This is a genomic window from Streptomyces lavendulae subsp. lavendulae, assembly GCF_002803845.1.
Classification (GTDB): domain Bacteria; phylum Actinomycetota; class Actinomycetes; order Streptomycetales; family Streptomycetaceae; genus Streptomyces; species Streptomyces lavendulae.
Map to the genome: position 1 here is coordinate 6,678,790 of NZ_CP024985.1, position 21,532 is coordinate 6,700,321.

Genomic DNA, 21,532 nt, shown 5'->3' on the forward strand with positions numbered 1-21,532 from the left:
GGTGGCGCCCACCGTCATGTGTACGGGCGGCAGCGGGGCCGGATCAGGGGCAGCCCCACCAGACGAAGTTGAGGTTGCCGCCGAAGAGCGCCGACACCACGGTCGCGGACCCGATGATCCACATCACCGTGCTCCGGCGGGCCCTGGCCAGGGCCAGCGCGAAGGGGAACAGCAGCGGGAAGGCCGGCATGATGAAGCGCATCTTCGAGAAGTAGAAGCCCGCCCCGCCCAGCGCCATCAGCATGATCATCGCGGCGAAGATCCAGACGACCATCGGGGGCCGGCGCCGACGGGTCATCAGCACGAACAGCACCACGGCCACCACCACGGTCAGGCTGACCACCACGTGGTTGAGGGTGGTGTGCACCTCGGTGAAGGTCTTCTTCAGCTCGTTGAGCGTGTCGAAGCCGCCGTCGTAGACCGAACCCCAGCGGCGCTGGAGCTCGAAGTAGCCGTCCCAGCGCCCGAAGTGCCAGCCGACGTAGCCCACGTACCCGAACCACCCCAGCGGGGCGATCAGCGAGGCCGTGACGATCCGGCCCACCGGAGGCCGCTGCGCACGCCGCTTGCGGCGCCACTGGACGTACTCCCACACGCCCGCCAGCACCACGGCCGCGACGATGGCCGAACCGGAGGGCCGGGTCGCGCCGGCGAAGAAGGCCAGCACTCCCGCGGTCAGCCAGGACTTGGTCATCACCGCGTACATCGCCCACACCGACAGGGCGAGGAACAGCGGCTCGGTGTACGCCATCGACTGGACCATCGCGGCCGGCACGATCGCGAACAGGGCACAGGTGAACAGCGCGACCCGACGGCCGTAGATCTTGTCCGTGACGGCGAAGATGCCCCACGCCGCGATCACCGAGGCGAAGAGCGCCAGGCCCATCGCCACCCAGTTCATGGGCAGACCCGTGACGTACGAGGTCCAGCGGATCATCATCGGGTAGACGGGGAAGAACGCCATCTGGCAGCTCGGCCCCGCGAACGCACAGGGGGACGGCGTCGCCAGCGGGGTCGTCAGCCCGTTCTCGGCGATGTGCAGGTAGTAGATGGCGTCCCAGCGCCCGCCCAGGATCTCCAGCGGCTGCACACCCTTGCGCTCCGCCCAGATCGCCATGACGGCGAGACCGGTGGCACGCAGTGCGATGTGGATCAGCAGCGCCTTCCGCGCACGCTGCAGGTTGGAGAGTACGCGCCGTCCGACGCCTCGGAGCCCGGAGTCCTTCTTGCTGGTGAGCGGCTCGGCAACGAGTAGTGAGTCTGGGACATCTGCGCGTATCTGGGTATGCGTCACATTCAATCCTGGTCGTCGCCCGGCAGAAGGCCGCCGAGGCGGCACCGTACAACGGTACACAGGTGTCAGGTGCTCCCCACGCGCACCCTGTGTTGAAACCGCGTAACGAATCGGACGCGCATATGCCGGACGGGCACCACCGGAGGAACCGGTGGTGCCCGTCCGAAGCGGTCGGAGGCCGTCAGCCGCCGAACTCCTCCAGGCCCTTCAGCGCCTGGTCCAGCAGGGCCTGCCGGCCCTCCAGTTCCCGCGCCAGCTTGTCGGCCTTGGCGTTGTTGCCCGCCGCGCGCGCGGCGTCGATCTGCTCACGCAGCTTGTCCACGGCCGCCTGGAGCTGCCCCGTCAGACCGGCCGCACGGGCCCGCGCCTCCGGGTTCGTACGGCGCCACTCGCCCTCCTCGGCCTCCTGGATGGCCCGCTCCACGGCGTGCATCCGGCCCTCGACCTTGGGACGGGCGTCCCGCGGTACGTGGCCGATGGCCTCCCAGCGCTCGTTGAGGGAACGGAACGCGGCACGCGCCGCCTTCAGGTCCGTCACCGGGACGAGCTTCTCCGCCTCGACGGCCAGCTCCTCCTTCAGCTTCAGGTTCTCGGTCTGCTCGGCGTCCCGCTCGGCGAAGACCTCGCCGCGCGCCGCGAAGAAGACGTCCTGCGCACCGCGGAAACGGTTCCACAGGTCGTCCTCGGCCTCGCGCTGCGCCCGGCCCGCGGCCTTCCAGCTGTCCATCAGCTCGCGGTAGCGGGCGGCGGTCGGACCCCAGTCGGTCGACTTCGACAGCGACTCGGCCTCCGCGACCAACTTCTCCTTGGCCTTGCGGGCGTCCTCGCGCTGCGCGTCCAACGCGGCGAAGTGCGCCTTGCGGCGCTTGGAGAACGCGGAACGGGCGTGCGAGAAGCGGTGCCACAGCTCGTCGTCCGACTTGCGGTCCAGCCGGGGCAGGCCCTTCCAGATGTCCACCAGGGCCCGCAGCCGCTCACCGGCACTGCGCCACTGGTCGCTCTGCGCCAGCTGCTCCGCCTCGGCCACCAGCGCGTCCTTGGCCGCACGGGCCTCGTCCGCCTGCTTGGCCTTCTGGACCTTGCGCTCCTCGCGCCGCGAGTCCACCGTCGCCACCAGCTTGTCGAGCCGGACGCGCAGTGCCGCGAGGTCCCCCACGGCATGGTGCTCGTCCACCTGGGTCCGCAGGTGCTCGATGGCCGTCTGGGCGTCCTTGGCGGACAGATCGGTGGTCCGCACCCGCCGTTCGAGGAGGCCGATCTCGACCACCAGGCCCTCGTACTTGCGCTCGAAGTAGGCCAGGGCCTCCTCAGGGGTGCCCGCCTGCCACGAGCCGACGACCTGCTCGCCCTCGGAAGTACGCACGTACACGGTGCCGGTCTCGTCGACTCGGCCCCACGGGTCGCTGCTCACAGCGCCTCCTCCACCTGATGCCCGCGAGGGGGTTCACCCCCGGGCATCGTCCACAGTTTCCTGGGGCGGGCAGCGCCCGCCCTGCACAACGCCAACATAGGCGACCGCCGGGCCGGCTGTCCGCATCCCGCACGACGCAATATCGCCGTACGGGCGACGGACCGGCCGGACCGGGCCGCTCCGCCCCGTCAGTTCTTGGTGACGGAGCCCTTCTGGATGACCACGGCGGTCTTCGGGGCGCCGTCCTGGCCGCCGTCGGCCGTCCCGGCCTTGGCCACGTCCTCCAGGACCTTCAGCCCGGCCGCGTCGATCTTGCCGAAGGGGGTGTAGCTCGGGGCCAGCGGGCTGTCCTTGTACACGAGGAAGAACTGGCTGCCGCCGCTGCCCGGCTGCCCGGTGTTGGCCATCGCCACCGTGCCGGCCGGGTAGATCACCTGGCCCTGCTCGTTCGGCTTGCCCAGGGAGTCCAGGTTCTCGTCCGGGATGGTGTAGCCGGGGCCGCCCATGCCGGTGCCCTCCGGGTCGCCGCACTGCAGGACGTAGATCCCGCCGGTGGTCAGCCGGTGGCACTTGGTCTTGTCGAAGAAGCCCTTGTCGGCGAGCGACTTGAACGAGTTCACGGTCTGCGGGGTCTTCGCCGCGTCCATCTCGAACTTGATCGGGCCCGCGCTGGTCTGCAGGTCGAAGGTGTACTTCGCCTTGTCGTCGATCGCCATCGCCGGGGACGGCGACTTCTTCGGCGTCGGCGCCGACGGGGACGCCGAGGGCTCGGCCGCCGCGTCCTTCGTGTCCTTGCCGTCGAAGACGCCCCCCACGACCAGCCCGACCAGCGTGGCGACCACCACGGCCGCGGCCGCGCCGATCACCGCCCAGCGCTGCCGGGACTTGCGGCGGGCCTCCTCCCGGCGCTTCTGCTGGCGCTCGTACTTCTCCCTGGCGAGCTGTCGCCGACGCTGATCGCTCGTGACCACCGGGTCGTCTCCTTGTACGTCTCTGGTACCGCTGTCCGGGCTCGGTTAGGCCGTACCGTATATGGGTTCGCTGTGTAATGAGGGGCGCCGGTAGGCTCTGAGCAGCAGATTCCGAACCACTGCCTCCCACCGGACGACGATTGAGGGACGAACGTGCTGATTGCCGGATTCCCCGCCGGGGCCTGGGGGACCAACTGCTACCTGGTCGCCCCCGCCGCAGGTGAGGAGTGCGTCATCATCGACCCGGGCCACCAGGCCACCCAGGGTGTCGAGGAGACGCTGAGGAAGCACCGGCTCAAGCCCGTCGCGGTCGTCCTCACCCACGGCCACATCGACCACGTGGCCTCCGTGGTCCCGGTGTGCGGAGCCCACGACGTACCGGCCTGGATCCACCCCGAGGACCGCTTCATGATGAGCGACCCGGAGAAGGCCCTCGGCCGTTCGATCGGGATGCCGCTCATGGGGGAGCTGACCGTCGGCGAGCCGGACGACGTCCGCGAGCTGAGCGACGGCAGCACCCTGAAGCTGGCCGGGATGGAGTTCTCGGTGGCGCACGCGCCCGGTCATACCAAGGGGTCGGTGACCTTCCGGATGCCCGAGGCGGCAGACGTCCCGTCGGTCTTCTTCTCGGGCGACCTGCTGTTCGCCGGCTCCATCGGACGCACCGACCTGCCCGGCGGCTCCCACGCCGAGATGCTCCAGTCGCTGGCCCGGGTGTGCCTGCCGCTGGACGACTCGACGGTGGTGCTGTCCGGCCACGGTTCCCAGACCACCATCGGCCGCGAGCGCGCGACCAACCCGTACCTGCGGGAAGTCGCCGCCGGCCTGGGGGACGGCACCGCCGCCCCACGACGAGGAATGTGACGAGAGTTTCGTGAGCACCTTCAAGGCCCCCAAGGGCACGTACGACCTGATCCCGCCGGTCTCCGTGAAGTACCTGGCGGTGCGCGAGGCCATCTCCGGGCCCCTGCGCAACTCCGGCTACGGCTACATCGAGACCCCCGGCTTCGAGGACGTCGGCCTCTTCGCCCGCGGCGTCGGCGAGTCCACCGACATCGTCTCCAAGGAGATGTACGCCTTCGAGACCAAGGGCGGCGACCAGCTGGCCCTGCGCCCCGAGGGCACCGCCTCCGTCCTGCGCGCCGCCCTGGAGGCCAGCCTCCACAAGCAGGGCAACCTGCCGGTCAAGCTCTGGTACTCCGGTTCGTACTACCGCTACGAGCGTCCGCAGAAGGGCCGCTACCGCCACTTCTCGCAGGTCGGCGCCGAGGCGATCGGTGCCGAGGACCCCGCGCTGGACGCCGAGCTGATCATCCTCGCCGACCAGGCGTACCGCTCGCTGGGCCTGCGCAACTTCCGGATCCTGCTGAACTCGCTCGGCGACAAGGAGTGCCGCCCGGTGTACCGGGAGGCGCTGCAGGGCTTCCTGCGCGGGCTGGACCTGGACGCCGAGACCATCCGCCGGGCCGAGATCAACCCGCTGCGCGTCCTCGACGACAAGCGGGCCGACGTACAGAAGCAGCTGGTCGGCGCCCCGATGCTGCGCGACTACCTGTGCGACGCCTGCAAGGCGTACCACGAGGAGGTCCGTGCGCTGATCACGGCCGCCGGGGTGGCCTTCGAGGACGACGAGAAGCTGGTGCGCGGCCTCGACTACTACACCCGCACCACCTTCGAGTTCGTCCACGACGGCCTCGGCTCCCAGTCCGCGGTCGGCGGCGGCGGCCGCTACGACGGCCTGTCCGAGATGATCGGCGGCCCGGCGCTGCCGTCGGTCGGCTGGGCGCTCGGCGTGGACCGCACCGTCCTGGCCCTGGAGGCCGAAGGCGTCGAGCTGGACATCCCCGCGGCCACCTCCGTCTTCGCGGTGGCCCTGGGCGAGGAGGCCCGGCGGGTGCTCTTCGGCAAGGTGACCGAGCTGCGCCGGGCCGGGATCGCGGCGGACTTCTCCTACGGTGGAAAGGGCCTCAAGGGCGCCATGAAGGACGCCAACCGCTCGGGCGCCCGCTTCGCCGTGGTCGCCGGTGAGCGCGACCTCGCCGAGGGCGTCGTCCAGCTGAAGGACATGGAGGCCGGCGAGCAGTCCCCGGTGGCCCTGGCCGACCTGGTCGACGAGGTCCGGGCCCGCCTGGCCTGATCCGGAGCCGTTGCGCGGAGGGCGGGGCGGGGGACACGGTCCCCCGCCCCGCCCTCCGCCGTTCCCGGCCGGTCAGCCGTCGCGCCGCCCCTTCCAGCGGAAGGTCAGCAGGCACAGCGCCAGCCCGCCCAGCACCCAGGCCCCCAGGACCAGGGCCACCTTCCCGTACTCCCAGTCGCCCGCCTGCTCCAGCACGGCCGCCGACTCCGGCAGGAAGACCCCGCGCAGCCCCTGGCACATCCACTTCAGCGGGAACAGCGCCCCCACGTCCAGCAGCCAGCCGGGGATCTGGCCGACCGGGATGAAGACCCCGGAGATGAACTGGAGGATCAGGAAGGGCAGCACCACCACCGAGCTCGCGCTCTTGCCGGAGCGGGGCAGGCTGCTGACGGCGATGCCCAGCAGGGCGCAGCCGGTCAGCCCGAGGGCGAAGATCCAGGCGAAGGCGAACCACTTCGCGGCGGACGCGGGCAGGTCCAGATCGAACACCACGGTGCCGACCAGCAGCAGGACCGCCGTCTCGGCCAGGCCGGTGACCAGCACCAGCCACACCTTGCCGAAGAAGTACGAGGCCGGGGGCATCGGGGTGCCGCGCAGCCGCCTCAGGACCTTCTCGTCGCGCTCGACGGCGATGGAGATGCCGAGCGACTGGAAGCTCGTGGACATGATCCCGGCGGCCACCATGCCCGCCGCGTAGAGCTGCGAGGCGGTCACCCCGCTGCCTTCGACCGTGTCGTGGAAGATCGAGGCGAAGAGGGCGAGGAAGACGACCGGGAAGGCGAAGGTGAACACCACCGCGTCCCGCTGGCGGACGAACTGCCTGATCTCCAGAGCGCCGCGGCGAAGGCCCAGGGACCAGGCCCCGGGCAGGGCCGCGGGGGTGGCGCCGCCGCTCATCGGGACTCCTCCGTCCGCGGGGCGCCCCCCGCGCCGCCGCCGTCGTCTCCGCCCCCGTCGTCGGCATCCGTGACCTGGCCCGTCAGGCGCAGGTAGACGTCCTCCAGGGTGGGCCGGGTCACCCTCAGCCCGGGGACCTCGCCGCCGGTGCGGGCCGCGAGCTCGGTGACCGTACGGGTGGGGGTCGCGGTGCGCACCCGGCGCGGGGCGCCGTCGGGGCCGGTCCACTCGACGGTGGCACCGGTACCGAAGCGGGCCCGCAGCTCGCCCGGCTCGCCCTCGGCGACGACCCGGCCGCGCTTGATCACGGCCAGCCGGTCCGCGAGGGCCTCGGCCTCCTCCAGGTAGTGGGTGGTGAGCACGATGGTGGTGCCCTCGGCGGCCAGCAGCCGGATCAGCTCCCAGAACTGCCGGCGCGCCGCCGGGTCGAAGCCGGTGGTCGGCTCGTCCAGGAGCAGCAGCTCGGGGCCGCCGATCACCCCGAGCGCCACGTCGAGGCGCCTACGCTGGCCGCCGGAGAGGGCCTTGACCCGTTGGTCCCGCTTCGCCTCCAGGCCGACCAGGGAGATCACCGCCTCCGGATCGCGCGGGGCCGGGTAGTAACGGGCGAAGTGCGCGACCGTCTCCCGTACCGTCAGTTCGGCCGGGGCCGACTCGTCCTGCCAGACGATTCCGACGCGCGAGCGCCAGGCCCGTCCGGCCGTGGCCGGATCCGCTCCCAGGACGGACACCTCGCCCCCGTCCCGTGCCCGGTGGCCCTGGAGTATCTCCACCGTGGTGCTCTTCCCGGCCCCGTTGGGCCCCAGCAGGCCGAAGACCTCCCCCCGGCGGATCGTCAGGTCCAGCCCGTCCACCGCGGTGACCTCGCCGTACCGCTTGCGAAGCCCCCGTACCTCCACCGCGTTGTGTGTCATGTCTCAGATCCTGCGGCGGAATCCGGCCCACCGGACCCCCTCGTACGGTCTTCTTATCTCCATCGAACGGTGGACCCACAGCCCCGTACGGCACAATGGCCGGTGCTTGTTGACCTTGCGGATGTGGAGCGGGCGGGTATGACGACGACTACGGCGGCCGGTGCGGATACCGCTCCGCGGACCTACGGCGGGAGCCGGGCGCTCGCCCTGCTGCTGGTGATCACCGGGGCCGCGGGGCTGCTCGCGGCGTGGGTGATCACGATCGACAAGTTCAAGCTGCTGGAGGACCCGAACTTCACACCGGGCTGCAGCCTGAACCCGATCGTCTCCTGCGGCAACATCATGAAGAGCGACCAGGCGTCGGCGTTCGGCTTCCCGAACCCCATGCTCGGGCTGGTCGCCTACGGGATCGTGATCTGCGTCGGCATGAGCATCCTGGCCGGGGCCCGGTTCCGCGGCTGGTACTGGCTCACCCTGAACGCCGGCACCCTCTTCGGCGTCGGGTTCTGCGCCTGGCTGATGTACCAGTCGCTGTACAACATCAACTCCCTGTGCCTGTGGTGCTGCCTGGCCTGGGTCGCCACCATCGTCATGTTCTGGTACGTGACCTCGCACAACGTGCGCGAGGGTCTGCTGCCCGCCCCCGCCTGGCTGCGGGGCTTCTTCGACGAGTTCACCTGGGTGCTGCCGGTCCTGCACGTCGGGATCATCGGGATGCTGATCCTGACCCGCTGGTGGGACTTCTGGACCTCCTGAGCGGCCGGACCGTCCTGTCGGTGGCCTCGCATAGGCTTCCGGTGTGGAACCAGACCTCTTCACCGCAGCCGCCGAGGACCGTCAGGAGAAGGACCCCTCGGCCTCGCCGCTCGCCGTCCGGATGCGCCCGCGCAACCTGGACGAGGTGGTCGGCCAGCAGCACCTGCTGAAGCCGGGCTCGCCGCTGCGGCGGCTGGTGGGGGAGGGCGCCGGGGGACCGGCCGGGGCCTCGTCGGTGATCCTCTGGGGACCCCCGGGCATCGGCAAGACCACCCTCGCCTACGTGGTCAGCCAGGCGACGCAGAAGCGGTTCGTCGAGCTCTCGGCGATCACGGCGGGCGTCAAGGAGGTCCGGGCCGTCATCGAGGGCGCCAAGCGGGCCGCCGGCGGGTACGGCAAGGAGACGGTCCTCTTCCTCGACGAGATCCACCGCTTCAGCAAGGCGCAGCAGGACTCGCTGCTCCCGGCCGTGGAGAACCGCTGGGTCACCCTGATCGCGGCCACCACGGAGAACCCGTACTTCTCGATCATCTCCCCGCTGCTGTCGCGCTCCCTGCTCCTGACGCTGGAACCGCTGACGGACGAGGACCTCACGGCCCTGCTGCGGCGCGCGCTCACCGAGGAGCGGGGCCTGGGCGGTGCGGTCACCCTGCCGGCCGACGCCGAGGCGCACCTGCTGCGGATCGCCGGGGGCGACGCCCGCCGGGCGCTGACCGCGCTGGAGGCCGGGGCCGGATCGGCGATCGCCAAGGGCGAGGAGGAGATCACCCTCCGGACGCTGGAGGAGACCGTCGACCGGGCGGCGCTCAAGTACGACCGGGACGGCGACCAGCACTACGACGTGGCGAGCGCGCTGATCAAGTCGATCCGGGGCTCGGACGTGGACGCCGCGCTGCACTACCTGGCCCGGATGATCGAGGCGGGGGAGGACCCCCGGTTCATCGCGCGGCGCCTGATGATCTCGGCGAGCGAGGACATCGGCCTCGCGGACCCGACGGCCCTGCCGCTGGCGGTGGCCGCCGCCCAGGCGGTGGCGATGATCGGCTTCCCCGAGGCCGCGCTGACCCTCTCCCACGCCACCATCGCCCTCGCCCTGGCCCCGAAGTCGAACACCGCGACGACCGCGATCGGCGCCGCGCTGGCCGACGTACGGGCGGGCCTCGCCGGGACCGTGCCGGCCCATCTGCGCGACGGGCACTACAAGGGCGCGGCGAAGCTGGGGCACGCCGTGGGGTACGTCTACCCGCACGACGTGCCGGGCGCGATCGCCGCGCAGCAGTACGCGCCGGACGAGATCCACGGCAAGCGGTACTACGAGCCCACGCGGTACGGGGCCGAGGCCCGCTACGCGGACGTGGTGGAGATGGTGCGCAAGCGCCTCCGCGGAGCCTGACGCGCCTCCGCGGAACCCGACCGGGTGTCGGCGGGGCCCGGGGGAGGGGGGCGGCCTAGGCTCCGGGCATGGGAAGCCGGGGTCCGCTCGTCGTCGCCGTGGCCGCGGTACTGCTGGCCGGCGCGTGCCACCGGGGGAACCCCGGGCCGGCCCCGGCCAGTGCCGCCCCGCGGGTGAAGAGGCTGCCGCTCGTGAGCCCCGGGTTCCCGCCGGACGCGGCGACGGCGCGGGCGGACCTGGCCGGGCTCAAGGTCGAGTGGGGCCGGAACTGGCAGACGTACCGGCGGGAGGAGTTCGGCCGGTACTGGTCGGACGCGACCGACGGGGTCGGCGGGCGCAACGGCTGCGACACCCGGGACGACGTGCTGCGCCGGGACCTGAGCGAGCTGCGCGTGGGCGACCGCAACCCCTGTGTGGTGGTGTCCGGGGTGCTGCACGATCCGTACACCGGCAAGGAGCTGCCCTACTCCTACCGGCGCGCCTCGCAGATCCAGACGGACCACGTCGTGGCGCTCGGCGCCGCCTGGCGGGGCGGCGCGTACGCGTGGACTGCGCAGCGCAGGCTGGAGTACGCCAACGACCTCGACGTCCTGCTCGCCGTGGACAAGCAGACGAACCAGGACAAGGGCAGCAGGACGGCCGACAAGTGGCGACCGCCGCGGCGGGCCTACTGGTGCGAGTACGGCCGCCGCTACACCGGCATCAAGGCCAAGTACGGGCTCTCGGTCACCCCACCGGAGAAGCGGGCCCTCCAGGAGCTGCTCGCGGCCTGCCCTCAGTGAGCGGCGGCCGCGAAGAGGTGGTGCACGGCCCGGCGCAGGCCGCAGACGTCCGCCACCGGCTCCGGGAAGTCGAAGCGGGCGTCGAAGGAGGAGCGGGCGGCCCCGTCGCCCGCGTCGGTGAAGCGCACGCGCAGGCCGAGACGGTCCAGGGCCAGCGGTACGGCCTTCAGGCCCGCCGTCGCCCGGGGGCCCAGCAGCCCGCAGAGGTCGGCCACCCGGTCGGCATGCGCGGCGTGCAGGTGCTGGAGCAGCTCCGCCTCGTGGGCGGTCATCGGGTCGGGCTCGGCGCCGGCGAGCTCCTCAGGGTCCACGCGCTCGGCGCCCCAGAGGTCGTCCACCGAGATCTCGCCGACCTCCAGGCGGAGCATCATCCAGGCGGGGCGGGTGGAGCGGGCGTCCCCGGGCGGGTCCGGGAAGTCGGACATGCCCAGCAGCTCGCCCACCGGCTGCCGCTCGGCGAGCAGCGCGGCGCAGGCCGCCCGGTCGTCCCCGCGGACCGGCGTCAGCCACCCGGCCAGCCAGGCGCGGCCGCGTATACGATGGGGCACGGACACCGGCGCCACATCCGTGATCTCGATCACGGCGGTGAGGTCGTCGTCCTGGGCGTGAGCGGCCGCCCTGGCAGCCGCGGATTCCCCGGAAACAAGGAGAATCACGTCCCCGTCCGGGGTGACGGTCCGTGCGACCGGCGCCCCTTTCCCGATCTCGTCGTGATCGTGCGTGTCACGAGCACCCGGCAGGGTGAGGGATACTGAGGCGTTGGACTCTACGAGGGTTCGTACGCGTTCGGCTCCGGTGAGCTGCCGAACGCCTTCCCTGGGACGCGGCTGACCTTGCTTATCGTCGGCGCAAGCGGATTCTGTTTCGTCTGAATCCGAACTGCGCTGCGCACTGGGCAGGGGGATCCCATGTGGTCGAGACATTACGTCCTCCTCGATAAGGTAAGCCTCACCTAACTTACATGGAGGTAGGTTCCCCGTGAACCAGAAGCGACCCAAGGTCAAGAAGTCGCGTGCCCTCGGCATCGCCCTGACGCCGAAGGCTGTCAAGTACTTCGAGGCCCGCCCCTACCCGCCGGGCGAGCACGGCCGTGGCCGCAAGCAGAACTCGGACTACAAGGTCCGTCTGCTGGAGAAGCAGCGTCTGCGCGCGCAGTACGACATCTCCGAGCGCCAGATGGCCCGCGCGTACGACCGCGCCAAGAAGGCCGAGGGCAAGACGGGCGAGGCGCTGGTCGTCGAGCTTGAGCGTCGTCTCGACGCCCTGGTGCTGCGTTCGGGCATCGCCCGCACGATCTACCAGGCCCGCCAGATGGTCGTTCACGGCCACATCGAGGTCAACGGCGCCAAGGTCGACAAGCCGTCGTTCCGTGTCCGCCCGGACGACGTCATCACCGTGCGCGAGCGCAGCCGCGAGAAGGTTCCGTTCCAGGTTGCCCGTGAGGGTGGCTACGCAGGCGAGGGCGAGACCCCGCGCTACCTGCAGGTCAACCTGAAGGCCCTGGCCTTCCGCCTGGACCGTGACCCGAACCGCAAGGAAATCCCGGTCATCTGCGACGAGCAGCTCGTCGTCGAGTACTACGCCCGCTGATCCGGCGGCCGTAGCCTCACAGGCTGGTCAGCCCGTCGGTTCCCTTTCGGGGGAGCCGACGGGCTTCCTGTTTTCCGGGCGGGGCCTCGGCAGTTCCGGTACGGACGGCAGCGGCTCCGGCGCCCGCAGCGCCCGCTCGACGAGCTCCTCCCGCGACAGGCTCCGGCCGTGCCGCGCGCACGCCGCGTACCGCTCCGCACCCAGCAGCTCGCCCGCCCGCTCCCGGCACGTCAGCCTCGGGGCGTTGAAGTACCCCGAGCCGAACAGCCGCAGGCCGACCCCCTCCCACAGCGGCTCCGCCGCGCCCTGGAGCAGCGCCGCCTCCGCCGCGTACCCCTCGACCGCCGTCACCAGGGCCAGCAGCTCCACCGCCAGCACCAGGCCGACCGGGTCGCGGAAGGCGTGGTTGATGGTCACGCACTCGGTCAGCCGCCGCCGCGCCTCGGCCGTGGCCCCCGCGTCCAGGGCCGCGTACGCGAGCACGTAGAGGGCGTACGCCTTCGTCCAGCGCTCCCCGCGCTCCTGGCAGATGTCCTGGACCTCCTCGCACAGCGCGACCGCCCCCGCCAGGTCCCCCCGGAAGGCCAGCGTCATCGCCAGCTCCACCTGGCACATCAGCACGTTGCTGTTGAGCTCGCCCGTCTCCCGGTACTGCTCCAGGGCCTCGCCCAGCAGCTCCCCCGCGCGGAGCATGTCGTCCGAGACCAGGGCCAGGCAGCCCATCCGGTGCACCGCGTAGGCCGCCGCCACCCGGTTGCCCGACCGCTCGGCGCCGTCCCGGCACGCGTGCAGCGCGGCCAGGGAGGGCACCGCGTCCCCCTGGAGCGCGGCGACGTAGCCCAGTACCCACAGCGCCTTGAGCCGCGAGCCCTCGTACTCCTCGTCCGCCGGGCCGCCCTCCAGGGACCGGTCCAGCCAGTGCCGGCCCTCGGTGAGCCGCCCGCAGCCCGCCCAGTAGAACCACAGGGTGCCCGCCAGGTACTGGCCCAGGTGCCGCTCCTGCGGCTCGTCCAGGCAGCACTCCAGCGCGAGCCGCAGGTTCGCCAGCTCGGTCTCCACCAGTGCGGCCACCTCCCGCTGGCGCGGGCCGAACCAGTCCAGCTCGCACCAGGTGGCCAGCCCCAGGTACCAGTCCCGGTGCCGGCGGCGCAGCCGTCCGCAGTCCCCGAGCGACTCCAGCCAGCCCGCCCCGTAGAGACGTACGGTCTCCAGCATCCGGTAGCGCACCCCGGCCGGCGTCTCCTCCCGGGCGAGCAGGGACTGGGCGAGCAGCTCCCCGATCAGGTCCAGCACCTCGTCCACCGGCAGATCGGGGCCCCCGCACACGTACTCGACGGCGTCCAGGTCGAACCGCCCGGCGAACACCGACAGCCGGGCCCACAGCAGCCGCTCCGCCGGGGTGCACAGTTCGTGGCTCCAGCCGATCGCCGTCCGCAGCGCCCGGTGCCGGGGCAGCGCCCCGCGCGTCCCGCCGGTCAGCAGGGCGAAGCGGTCCTCCAGCCGGGCCAGCACCTGCTCCGGGGACAGCGTCCGCAGCCGGCCGGCCGCCAGCTCCAGGGCCAGCGGGATCCCGTCGAGCCGCGCGCACAGCTCCGTCAGCACCGGCCGGACCTCCGCCGTCACCGCGAACCCCGGGTCCGCGGCCGTCGCCCGGGCGGTCAGCAGGGCCAGCGCCTGCGGGGGCTCCAGCGGAGCCAGCGGGAAGCCCGCCTCGCCGTCCAGGCCGAGCGGACGCCGGCCCGCCGCGAGCACCCGCAGACCGGGGGAGCCGCGCAGCAGCTCCCGCACCAGCCCGGCGGTCTCCTCCACCAGCTGCTCGAACCCGTCCACGACCAGCAGCAGCTCCCGGCCGGCCAGGTGCCCGGCCAGTACGGACCGCGGCGGGCGGGTGGTGTGGTCGGTCAGCCCGAGCGCCTCGGCCAGCGTGAACTCCAGCAGCGCGGGGTCGCGCACCGGGGACAGCTCGGCCAGCCACACCCCGTCGGGCCAGCGGTCCCCCGCGTCCTCGGCGGCGGCCCGGGCGGCGGCGAGGGCCAGCCGGGACTTCCCCACCCCGCCGACCCCGGTGACCGTCACCAGCCGCGAGGACTCCAGCAGGCGCCCCACCGCGGCGAGTTCCTCACCCCGCCCGACGAAGGTGCTCAGCTCCGAGGGAAGATTGCCGGGCGTCCCGCGCCCCGGAGGTCTCTGTCGCATGGGACACGGAGGGTACTGCTCCGGCTGCGCTGCGTACAAGACGGGCCCGGCGGGCCCCGAATTCCGGTACTGCGGCCGATCTCCGGCGCGATAGGGTCGGAGGACGACTTTTCTCCGTAGGTTTCGCAGATTCAGGGAGCGGTGCAACGTGTCCGGTGGAGAGGTGGCCGGGATCCTCGTGGCCGTCTTCTGGGCCATCCTGGTCTCCTTCCTCGCCGTGGTGCTGGTGAGGCTCGCCCAGGTGCTCAAGGCGACGACCAAACTGGTCGCCGACGTGACCGAGCAGGCGGTCCCGCTGCTGGCGGACGCCTCGACCACCGTCCGCTCCGCGCGCACCCAGCTCGACCGCGTCGACGCCATCGCGAGCGACGTCCAGGAGGTCACCTCCAACGCCTCCGCCCTGTCCTCCACCGTGGCCTCCACCTTCGGCGGGCCGCTCGTCAAGGTCGCGGCCTTCGGCTACGGGGTCCGCAAGGCCCTGGGCAGGACGGAGGACGCGCCGCAGAAGACATCCCGGCGCACCCGGAGTGACGGCGGCAGCCGTTCCGTGATCGTCGGCCGCACGGTGCCGTCGGCCCGGGGCCGGAAGCAGAAGGGCTGAGACCACCGATGTTCCGCCGAGCCTTCTGGTTCACCGCAGGCGCCGCCGCCGGCGTGTGGGCCACCACCAAGGTCAACCGCCGGCTCAAGCAGCTGACGCCGGAGAGCCTCGCCGCCCAGGCCGCCGACAAGGCGGTGGAGGCGGGTCACCGCCTCAAGGACTTCGCCCTCGACGTCAAGGCGGGAATGACGCAGCGCGAGGACGAGCTGAACGACGTACTGGGTCTGACCCAGGATCCCGATCGCCCCGACAACGTCACCGCCCTCCCCGGGCCGCGGCGGCTGAGGGCCATCGCGCACGACCCGCACGACCAGACCACCCACCGATCGAAATTCTCGTACAACCGGAATGAGGACCACTGATGGAGTCGGCTGAAATCCGCCGCCGCTGGCTGAGCTTCTTCGAGGAGCGCGGTCACACCGTTGTCCCTTCGGCGTCGCTCATCGCGGACGACCCGACTCTGCTGCTGGTCAACGCGGGCATGGTCCCCTTCAAGCCGTACTTCCTCGGCGAGACCAAGCCCCCGGCCCCCCGCGCCACCAGCGTGCAGAAGTGCGTCCGCACCCCGGACATCGAAGAGGTCGGCAAGACCACCCGCCACGGCACGTTCTTCCAGATGTGCGGCAACTTCTCCTTCGGGGACTACTTCAAGGAAGGCGCCATCAAGTACGCCTGGGAGCTGCTCACCAGCTCCGTGGCGGACGGCGGCTACGGCCTGGAGCCCGAGAAGCTCTGGATCACCGTCTACCTCGACGACGACGAGGCCGAGACGATCTGGCGCGAGGTCATCGGCGTCCCCGCCGAGCGCATCCAGCGCCTGGGCAAGAAGGACAACTTCTGGTCCATGGGCGTCCCCGGCCCCTGCGGCCCGTGCTCGGAGATCAACTACGACCGCGGCCCCGACTTCGGCGTCGAGGGCGGCCCGGCCGTCAACGACGAGCGCTACGTGGAGATCTGGAACCTGGTCTTCATGCAGTACGAGCGCGGCGCGGGCGACGGGAAGGAAGACTTCCCGATCCTCGGCGACCTGCCCTCGAAGAACATCGACACCGGTCTCGGCCTCGAACGCCTCGCGATGATCCTGCAGGGCGTGCAGAACATGTACGAGACCGACACCCTGCGCGTGGTCATGGACAAGGCCACCGAGCTGACCGGCGTGCGGTACGGCGCCGCCCAGAACACCGACGTCTCCATGCGCGTGGTCGCCGACCACATCCGCACCTCCGTCATGCTCATCGGCGACGGCGTCACCCCCGGCAACGAGGGCCGCGGCTACGTGCTGCGCCGCATCATGCGCCGTGCCATCCGCAACATGCGCCTCATGGGCGCCACCGGCCCGGTCGTCCAGGACCTCGTCGACGTCGTGATCGACACGATGGGGCAGCAGTACCCGGAGCTGGTCACCGACCGCAAGCGCATCGAGACCGTCGCGCTCGCCGAAGAGGCCGCCTTCCTCAAGGCCGTCAAGGGCGGCACGAACATCCTCGACACCGCTGTGAGCGAGACCAAGGCCGCCGGTGGCACGGTCCTCTCCGGCGACAAGGCGTTCCTGCTCCACGACACCTGGGGCTTCCCGATCGACCTGACCCTGGAGATGGCCGCCGAACAGGGCCTCTCCGTGGACGAGCCCGGCTTCCGCCGCCTCATGCAGGAGCAGCGCGACCGCGCCAAGGCCGACGCCAAGGCCAAGAAGACCGGCCACGCGGACATGTCCGCCTACCGGGAGATCGCCGACGGCTCCGGCGCCACCGAGTTCACCGGCTACGCCACCACCCAGGGCGAGTCCACCGTCGTCGGCCTGCTGGTCAACGGCGTCTCGGCGCCCGCCGCCTCCGAGGGCGACGAGGTCGAGGTCGTCCTCGACCGCACCCCCTTCTACGCCGAGGGCGGCGGCCAGCTCGCCGACCAGGGCCGCATCAAGCTCGACTCCGGCGCCGTCATCGTCGTACGCGACGTCCAGCAGCCGGTGCCCGGCGTCTCCGTGCACAAGGGCTCCGTCCAGGTCGGCGAGGTGACGGTGGGCGCCTCCGCGTACGCCGCCATCGACGTGAACCGCCGCCGGGCCATCGCCCGCGCCCACTCGGCCACCCACCTGACCCACCAGGCGCTGCGCGACGCCCTCGGCCCCACGGCCGCCCAGGCCGGTTCCGAGAACAGCCCCGGCCGCTTCCGCTTCGACTTCGGCTCCCCGAACGCCGTCCCGGGCTCGGTCCTCACCGACGTCGAGCAGAAGATCAACGACGTGCTCTCCCGCGAGCTCGACGTCACCGCCGAGATCATGAGCATCGACGAGGCGAAGAAGCAGGGCGCCATCGCCGAGTTCGGCGAGAAGTACGGCGAGCGCGTGCGCGTCGTCACCATCGGCGACTTCTCCAAGGAGCTGTGCGGCGGCACGCACGTCGGCAACACCGCCCAGCTGGGCCTGGTGAAGCTGCTCGGCGAGTCCTCCATCGGTTCCGGCGTGCGCCGCGTCGAGGCCCTGGTGGGCGTGGACGCGTACAACTTCCTCGCCAAGGAGCACACGGTCGTCGCCCAGCTCCAGGAGCTGGTCAAGGGCCGTCCGGAGGAGCTGCCGGAGAAGATCGCCTCCATGCTCGGCAAGCTGAAGGACGCCGAGAAGGAGATCGAGAAGTTCCGCGCGGAGAAGGTCCTCCAGGCCGCCGCCGGTCTCGCCGCGGGCGCCCAGGACATCCGCGGCGTGGCCCTCGTGGTCGGCCAGGTGCCGGACGGCACCGGCGCCGACGACCTGCGCAAGCTCGTTCTCGACGTGCGTGGCCGCATCCAGGGCGACCGCCCGGCCGTCGTCGCCCTCTTCACCACGGCGAACGACCGCCCGCTGACCGTCATCGCCACCAACGAGGCGGCCCGCGAGCGCGGCCTCAAGGCCGGTGACCTGGTCCGTACCGCCGCCAAGACCCTCGGCGGCGGCGGTGGCGGCAAGCCGGACGTGGCCCAGGGCGGCGGCCAGAACCCGGCCGCCATCCCCGAGGCCATCAGCGCCGTCGAGCGCCTCGTCGTCGAGACGGTCTGACGATGACGCTGCGCCGCGGCCGCAGGCTGGCCATCGACGTCGGAGACGCCCGGATCGGGGTCGCCTCGTGCGACCCCGACGGGGTGCTCGCCACGCCGGTGGAAACCGTCCCGGGCCGGGACATCCCGTTCGCCCACCGGCGGCTGCGGCAGCTCGTCGCGGAGTACGAGCCCCTCGAAGTCGTGGTCGGCCTCCCCCGCTCGCTCAGCGGGCGGGAGGGGCCCGCCGCGGCCAAGGTGCGTGCCTTCGCGAACGAACTTGCGAAGGGCATCAAGCCGGTGACGGTCCGTCTGGTGGACGAGCGGATGACCACGGTCACCGCCGCCCAGGGCCTGCGGGCCTCCGGGAGGAACGCGAAGAAAGGCCGTTCGGTCATCGACCAGGCAGCCGCAGTGGTCATCCTGCAGAACGCTCTTGAGACCGAACGGGTATCAGGTAATCCGCCCGGCGAGTGCGTCGAAGTGGTTGTCTGATCGCGATACGGTAACGTTCCGCGCGATGTGGCGGCATTCGAACAGCCGTCGCCCACCACTTCAGAGGCGGAACCGGGTGCCGCGGCAAAGACGCCGCTGCCTCCGTCTCGCGGCTCTAGGGGACCGATGACTGAGTATGGCCGGGGCCGCGCCCCCGAACCCTGGCACCCGGAGGACCCGCTCTACGGGGACCAGGGTTGGACCGGACAGGCGACCCAGCAGGGTCAGGTGCCCTACGCAGGCGGCCAGCAGCAGTATCCGCAGGAGCCGCAGTACCAGGAGCCGCAGTACCAGCAGTACCCGGAGCAGTACCAGGAACAGCAGTACCCGCAGCAGCAGTACGTGCCGCAGGACCAGCAGCTCCAGCACCAGCTCCACCCGCAGCACCAGCAGCTCCACCCGCAGCACCAGCAGCTCCACCCGCAGCCCCAGCCCCAGCCGGTCTACGACGGCCAGGGCTGGGACACCGGGCAGGGGCAGCAGCTCCAGGAGCAGGCGCAGTACCAGGCCGCGCCCGTGGACCCGTACGCGGGCGCGGAGCCCTACGCCCAGCAGGTCGCCGCGGGCTACCAGGGCGAGGCGCCGGACCTGTACACCACCCCCGAGGCCTTCCCGCCGCCCCAGCCCCCCGGCCGGCGGCGCGCGGAGCCGGAGACGGTCGACGAGCCGGAGACGGAGGAGGGGGAGGAGTCCCTCCTCGCCGCCGACGCCGACGAGGAGCCCCCGGGCCGCGGCGGCCGCCGCGCGGGCCGGGGCAAGGGCGGCAAGGGCAAGGGCGGCAAACCCAAGCGCAGCGGCGCGGCCTGCCTGGTCGCGGCCCTCGTCGTGGTCGCCGTCGTCGGCGGTGGCGGCTACTACGGCTACTCGTACATCAAGGAGCGCTTCGGCGCCACGGAGGACTTCGCGGGCTCCGGCTCGGAGGAGTCGGTCGACATCGAGATCCCCAAGGGCGCGGGCCTCGGCCAGATGGGCCGCATCCTCAAGGAGGCCGGTGTCGTCGCGAGCGCGCAGGCCTTCGTGGACGCCGCCAACGCCAACCCCAAGGGCAAGTCCATCCAGCCCGGCGTCTACACGCTGAAGAAGAAGATGTCCGGCGCGGCCGCCGTCGCCGTGATGATCGACCCCACCAAGCTCAACGTCATCACCGTCACCGAGGGCATGCGCAACTCCAAGGTGTACGACGCGATCGACAAGAAGCTGGGCAAGCCGGCCGGTACCACCAAGGACATCGCCCAGCGCGAGGCCAAGAACCTCGGCCTGCCGGCCTGGGCCGGCACCGACCCGAAGCTGATCGACCCGCTGGAGGGCTTCCTCTACCCGACGCGTTACGACCTCGGCAAGGACAGCACCCCCGAGTCCCTGCTCAAGCAAATGGTCAAGAACGCCACGGCCAAGTACAACGAGCTGGGCATCGAGGGCAAGGCCAAGGAACTGGGCCTGGAGAACCCGCTCCAGGCGGTCACCGTCGCCAGCCTCGTCAACGCCGAGGGCAAGAACCACGACGACTTCAAGAAGATGGCCGAGGTGGTCTACAACCGCCTCAAGAAGACCAACGACGTCACGAACCAGAAGCTCCAGTTCGACTCGACGTACAACTACGTCAAGAACCAGAGCGAGATCAACTTCAACCTGAAGGAAGCCCAGGCCTTCGACAACCCGTACAACACGCACTTCGTCAAGGGACTGCCCCCCGGTCCCATCGGGAACCCCGGCCTGGAGGCGCTGACCGCTACGCTCAGCCCGGACCACGGTGGCTGGATGTTCTTCGTGTCGGTCGACGGTCACACGACGACCTTCACCAAGACCTACGACGAGCACCTCAAGCTCGTCAACGAGTTCCAGGAACGGCAGAAGCAGAAGAACGGCGGGTAGCAGGACATGTCACGGATACGGGCCGCGGTGCTGGGTTCGCCCATCGAGCACTCCCTCTCACCGGTGCTGCACCGCGCCGCCTACCGGGAGCTCGGCCTCGACGACTGGTCCTACGACCGGTTCGAGATCGACGAGGCCGCGCTCCCCGGGTTCGTGGCGGGCCTCGGCCCCGAGTGGGCGGGGCTGTCGCTGACCATGCCGCTCAAGCGGGCCGTCATCCCGCTGCTGGACGGCATCAGCGACACCGCGGCCTCCGTCGAGGCGGTCAACACGGTGGTCCTCACCGAGGACGGCCGCAGGCTCGGCGACAACACCGACATCCCCGGGATCGTCGCGGCCCTGCACGAGCGCGGCGTCGAGAAGGTGCCCGCCGCCGCGATCCTCGGGGCGGGGGCCACCGCCTCCTCGGCGCTGGCCGCCCTCGCGCGGATCTGCACCGGCGAGGTCACCGCGTACGTACGCTCCACCGCGCGCGCCGCCGAGATGCGCGAGTGGGGCGAGCGGCTCGGCGTCGCCGTCCGCACGGCCGACTGGTCGCGCGCGGCCGAGGCCCTGACCGCCCCCCTGGTCATCGCCACCACCCCGGCCGGAGCCACCGACGCCCTCGCGGACGCCGTGCCGGACGCCCCGGGGACCCTCTTCGACGTGCTCTACGACCCCTGGCCGACGGCGCTGGCCGCCGCCTGGACGGGCCGCGGCGGCACCCTGCTCGGCGGCCTGGACCTGCTCGTCCACCAGGCGGTCCTGCAGGTGGAGCAGATGACCGGTCGCCCCGCGGCGCCGCTGGCCGCCATGCGTGCGGCCGGCGAGGTGGCGCTCCGCGCCCGATAGGCTCCCCGCCTGCGCGTTCGGATCGTGGGGGAGGGGCTTCGTGGAGACAGCGGACCCCGGCCAGTCGCTGGCCGGGAAGACGGATATCGCGCGCGGGGCGGTCCGCTTCGCCGCGGCCCTGCTCGGCGACGCCCTGCCCGGCTGGGCGAAGTGGACCCTCTGCGCACTGGTGGCCGCCGGAACGCTCTGGCAGGGCGGCAGGTGGCTGCTGCGGCGCCGGCGCGTAGGGATCCGATAGCTCCACCGGCCAGAGTGCGGCGCGTACCCGTCGTCCGACTGTTGGACCGGGACCGGCGCACCCGCCCGGACGTGGGAGGATCGGGGGTACGGCGGGTCAGGGCCGCGCACCCGACCGCGCCGTCGCAGTGCCAGGCGCGAGCATG

Annotated in this window: 20 protein-coding genes; 13 read left to right on the forward strand and 7 right to left on the reverse strand. The window is 71.6% G+C overall.

Features of this window, described 5'->3' with window-relative positions; translation table 11 throughout:
• Nucleotides 1-43 precede the first annotated feature (43 nt).
• The 3 genes from SLAV_RS29875 to SLAV_RS29885 all read right to left on the reverse strand — a co-directional run bounded on the left by SLAV_RS29875 (nucleotide 44) and on the right by SLAV_RS29885 (nucleotide 3,676).
• Nucleotides 44-1,294 (reverse strand): glycosyltransferase family protein, encoded by a 1,251-nt coding sequence (locus tag SLAV_RS29875; protein WP_234333713.1) that lies wholly within the window; start codon nucleotides 1,292-1,294, stop codon nucleotides 44-46.
• Nucleotides 1,295-1,475: 181 nt separating this feature from the next.
• Nucleotides 1,476-2,705 carry a DUF349 domain-containing protein gene (locus SLAV_RS29880; RefSeq protein WP_030233921.1) on the reverse strand — a complete coding sequence of 410 codons (1,230 nt, stop codon included), beginning with the start codon at nucleotides 2,703-2,705 and terminating at the stop codon, nucleotides 1,476-1,478.
• Nucleotides 2,706-2,893: 188 nt separating this feature from the next.
• Entirely contained in the window at nucleotides 2,894-3,676 is a 783-nt protein-coding gene (locus tag SLAV_RS29885) for a peptidylprolyl isomerase (RefSeq protein ID WP_030233923.1), read from the reverse strand.
• Nucleotides 3,677-3,829: 153 nt separating this feature from the next.
• On the opposite strand from SLAV_RS29885, the gene SLAV_RS29890 reads away from it, so the two are divergent.
• Both SLAV_RS29890 and hisS read left to right on the forward strand, forming a co-directional pair.
• Entirely contained in the window at nucleotides 3,830-4,540 is a 711-nt protein-coding gene (locus SLAV_RS29890) for an MBL fold metallo-hydrolase (protein ID WP_030233926.1), read from the forward strand.
• Nucleotides 4,541-4,550: 10 nt separating this feature from the next.
• Nucleotides 4,551-5,813: a histidine--tRNA ligase gene (gene hisS / locus SLAV_RS29895; protein ID WP_030233928.1), complete on the forward strand. Its 1,263-nt coding sequence runs from the start codon at nucleotides 4,551-4,553 to the stop codon at nucleotides 5,811-5,813.
• 72 nt (nucleotides 5,814-5,885) lie between these two features.
• On the opposite strand, the gene SLAV_RS29900 is transcribed toward hisS, so the two are convergent.
• Together SLAV_RS29900 and SLAV_RS29905 are read right to left on the reverse strand one after the other, a co-directional pair.
• Complete coding sequence (locus SLAV_RS29900; protein WP_030233930.1) at nucleotides 5,886-6,710, reverse strand: ABC transporter permease; 825 nt, start codon at nucleotides 6,708-6,710, stop codon at nucleotides 5,886-5,888.
• On the reverse strand, nucleotides 6,707-7,624 hold the full coding sequence (locus tag SLAV_RS29905) for an ABC transporter ATP-binding protein (protein WP_078950457.1): 918 nt from the start codon (nucleotides 7,622-7,624) through the stop codon (nucleotides 6,707-6,709). Before SLAV_RS29905 ends, SLAV_RS29900 begins: the two co-directional genes overlap by 4 nt.
• 138 nt (nucleotides 7,625-7,762) lie before the next feature.
• On the opposite strand from SLAV_RS29905, the gene SLAV_RS29910 reads away from it, so the two are divergent.
• From SLAV_RS29910 to SLAV_RS29920, 3 genes are all read left to right on the forward strand, one after another.
• Nucleotides 7,763-8,380 carry a vitamin K epoxide reductase family protein gene (locus tag SLAV_RS29910; RefSeq protein ID WP_030233933.1) on the forward strand — a complete coding sequence of 206 codons (618 nt, stop codon included), beginning with the start codon at nucleotides 7,763-7,765 and terminating at the stop codon, nucleotides 8,378-8,380.
• A 43-nt stretch (nucleotides 8,381-8,423) separates the two neighbouring features.
• The gene (locus SLAV_RS29915; RefSeq protein ID WP_030233934.1) at nucleotides 8,424-9,773 is read left to right on the forward strand and encodes a replication-associated recombination protein A; all 1,350 of its coding nucleotides are present in this window, start codon (nucleotides 8,424-8,426) and stop codon (nucleotides 9,771-9,773) included.
• A gap of 68 nt (nucleotides 9,774-9,841) precedes the next feature.
• On the forward strand, nucleotides 9,842-10,555 hold the full coding sequence (locus SLAV_RS29920; protein WP_030233936.1) for an HNH endonuclease family protein: 714 nt from the start codon (nucleotides 9,842-9,844) through the stop codon (nucleotides 10,553-10,555).
• Here SLAV_RS29920 and SLAV_RS29925 read toward each other — a convergent pair.
• Complete coding sequence (locus SLAV_RS29925; protein ID WP_030233937.1) at nucleotides 10,549-11,478, reverse strand: DUF2470 domain-containing protein; 930 nt, start codon at nucleotides 11,476-11,478, stop codon at nucleotides 10,549-10,551. The two genes, SLAV_RS29920 and SLAV_RS29925, sit on opposite strands and share 7 nt — an antisense overlap.
• 55 nt (nucleotides 11,479-11,533) lie before the next feature.
• On the opposite strand from SLAV_RS29925, the gene rpsD reads away from it, so the two are divergent.
• Nucleotides 11,534-12,145 carry a 30S ribosomal protein S4 gene (gene rpsD / locus SLAV_RS29930; RefSeq protein ID WP_030026606.1) on the forward strand — a complete coding sequence of 204 codons (612 nt, stop codon included), beginning with the start codon at nucleotides 11,534-11,536 and terminating at the stop codon, nucleotides 12,143-12,145.
• Nucleotides 12,146-12,172: 27 nt separating this feature from the next.
• Here rpsD and SLAV_RS29935 read toward each other — a convergent pair whose 3' ends face one another.
• Nucleotides 12,173-14,341 (reverse strand): ATP-binding protein, encoded by a 2,169-nt coding sequence (locus tag SLAV_RS29935; protein ID WP_030233939.1) that lies wholly within the window; start codon nucleotides 14,339-14,341, stop codon nucleotides 12,173-12,175.
• Nucleotides 14,342-14,489: 148 nt separating this feature from the next.
• Here SLAV_RS29935 and SLAV_RS29940 point away from each other — a divergent pair, with 148 nt between their 5' ends.
• The 7 genes from SLAV_RS29940 to SLAV_RS29975 all read left to right on the forward strand — a co-directional run bounded on the left by SLAV_RS29940 (nucleotide 14,490) and on the right by SLAV_RS29975 (nucleotide 21,387).
• Nucleotides 14,490-14,942: a DUF948 domain-containing protein gene (locus SLAV_RS29940; protein ID WP_078950458.1), complete on the forward strand. Its 453-nt coding sequence runs from the start codon at nucleotides 14,490-14,492 to the stop codon at nucleotides 14,940-14,942.
• An 8-nt stretch (nucleotides 14,943-14,950) separates the two neighbouring features.
• A complete protein-coding gene (locus tag SLAV_RS29945) occupies nucleotides 14,951-15,304 on the forward strand; it encodes a DUF6167 family protein (protein ID WP_030233945.1) in 354 nt (117 codons plus the stop codon).
• A complete protein-coding gene (gene alaS, locus SLAV_RS29950) occupies nucleotides 15,304-17,973 on the forward strand; it encodes an alanine--tRNA ligase (RefSeq protein ID WP_030233948.1) in 2,670 nt (889 codons plus the stop codon). Before SLAV_RS29945 ends, alaS begins: the two co-directional genes overlap by 1 nt.
• A gap of 2 nt (nucleotides 17,974-17,975) precedes the next feature.
• A complete protein-coding gene (gene ruvX, locus SLAV_RS29955; protein ID WP_030233951.1) occupies nucleotides 17,976-18,446 on the forward strand; it encodes a Holliday junction resolvase RuvX in 471 nt (156 codons plus the stop codon).
• Between the two features lie 126 nt (nucleotides 18,447-18,572).
• Nucleotides 18,573-20,318 (forward strand): endolytic transglycosylase MltG, encoded by a 1,746-nt coding sequence (gene mltG / locus SLAV_RS29965; RefSeq protein ID WP_030233954.1) that lies wholly within the window; start codon nucleotides 18,573-18,575, stop codon nucleotides 20,316-20,318.
• A 6-nt stretch (nucleotides 20,319-20,324) separates the two neighbouring features.
• On the forward strand, nucleotides 20,325-21,149 hold the full coding sequence (locus SLAV_RS29970) for a shikimate dehydrogenase (protein WP_030233956.1): 825 nt from the start codon (nucleotides 20,325-20,327) through the stop codon (nucleotides 21,147-21,149).
• 40 nt (nucleotides 21,150-21,189) lie between these two features.
• A complete protein-coding gene (locus SLAV_RS29975; RefSeq protein WP_158740737.1) occupies nucleotides 21,190-21,387 on the forward strand; it encodes a hypothetical protein in 198 nt (65 codons plus the stop codon).
• Nucleotides 21,388-21,532 lie beyond the last annotated feature (145 nt).

Coding starts and splice junctions, on each gene's coding strand:
- SLAV_RS29945 (WP_030233945.1), top strand. CDS start 14,951: ATGTTCCGCCGAGCCTTCTGGTTCACCGCAGGCGCCGCCGCCGGCGTG.
- SLAV_RS29910 (WP_030233933.1), top strand. CDS start 7,763: ATGACGACGACTACGGCGGCCGGTGCGGATACCGCTCCGCGGACCTAC.
- ruvX (WP_030233951.1), top strand. CDS start 17,976: ATGACGCTGCGCCGCGGCCGCAGGCTGGCCATCGACGTCGGAGACGCC.
- SLAV_RS29905 (WP_078950457.1), bottom strand. CDS start 7,624: ATGACACACAACGCGGTGGAGGTACGGGGGCTTCGCAAGCGGTACGGC.
- SLAV_RS29900 (WP_030233930.1), bottom strand. CDS start 6,710: ATGAGCGGCGGCGCCACCCCCGCGGCCCTGCCCGGGGCCTGGTCCCTG.
- mltG (WP_030233954.1), top strand. CDS start 18,573: ATGACTGAGTATGGCCGGGGCCGCGCCCCCGAACCCTGGCACCCGGAG.
- SLAV_RS29970 (WP_030233956.1), top strand. CDS start 20,325: ATGTCACGGATACGGGCCGCGGTGCTGGGTTCGCCCATCGAGCACTCC.
- alaS (WP_030233948.1), top strand. CDS start 15,304: ATGGAGTCGGCTGAAATCCGCCGCCGCTGGCTGAGCTTCTTCGAGGAG.
- SLAV_RS29920 (WP_030233936.1), top strand. CDS start 9,842: ATGGGAAGCCGGGGTCCGCTCGTCGTCGCCGTGGCCGCGGTACTGCTG.
- SLAV_RS29935 (WP_030233939.1), bottom strand. CDS start 14,341: ATGCGACAGAGACCTCCGGGGCGCGGGACGCCCGGCAATCTTCCCTCG.
- SLAV_RS29925 (WP_030233937.1), bottom strand. CDS start 11,478: ATGTCTCGACCACATGGGATCCCCCTGCCCAGTGCGCAGCGCAGTTCG.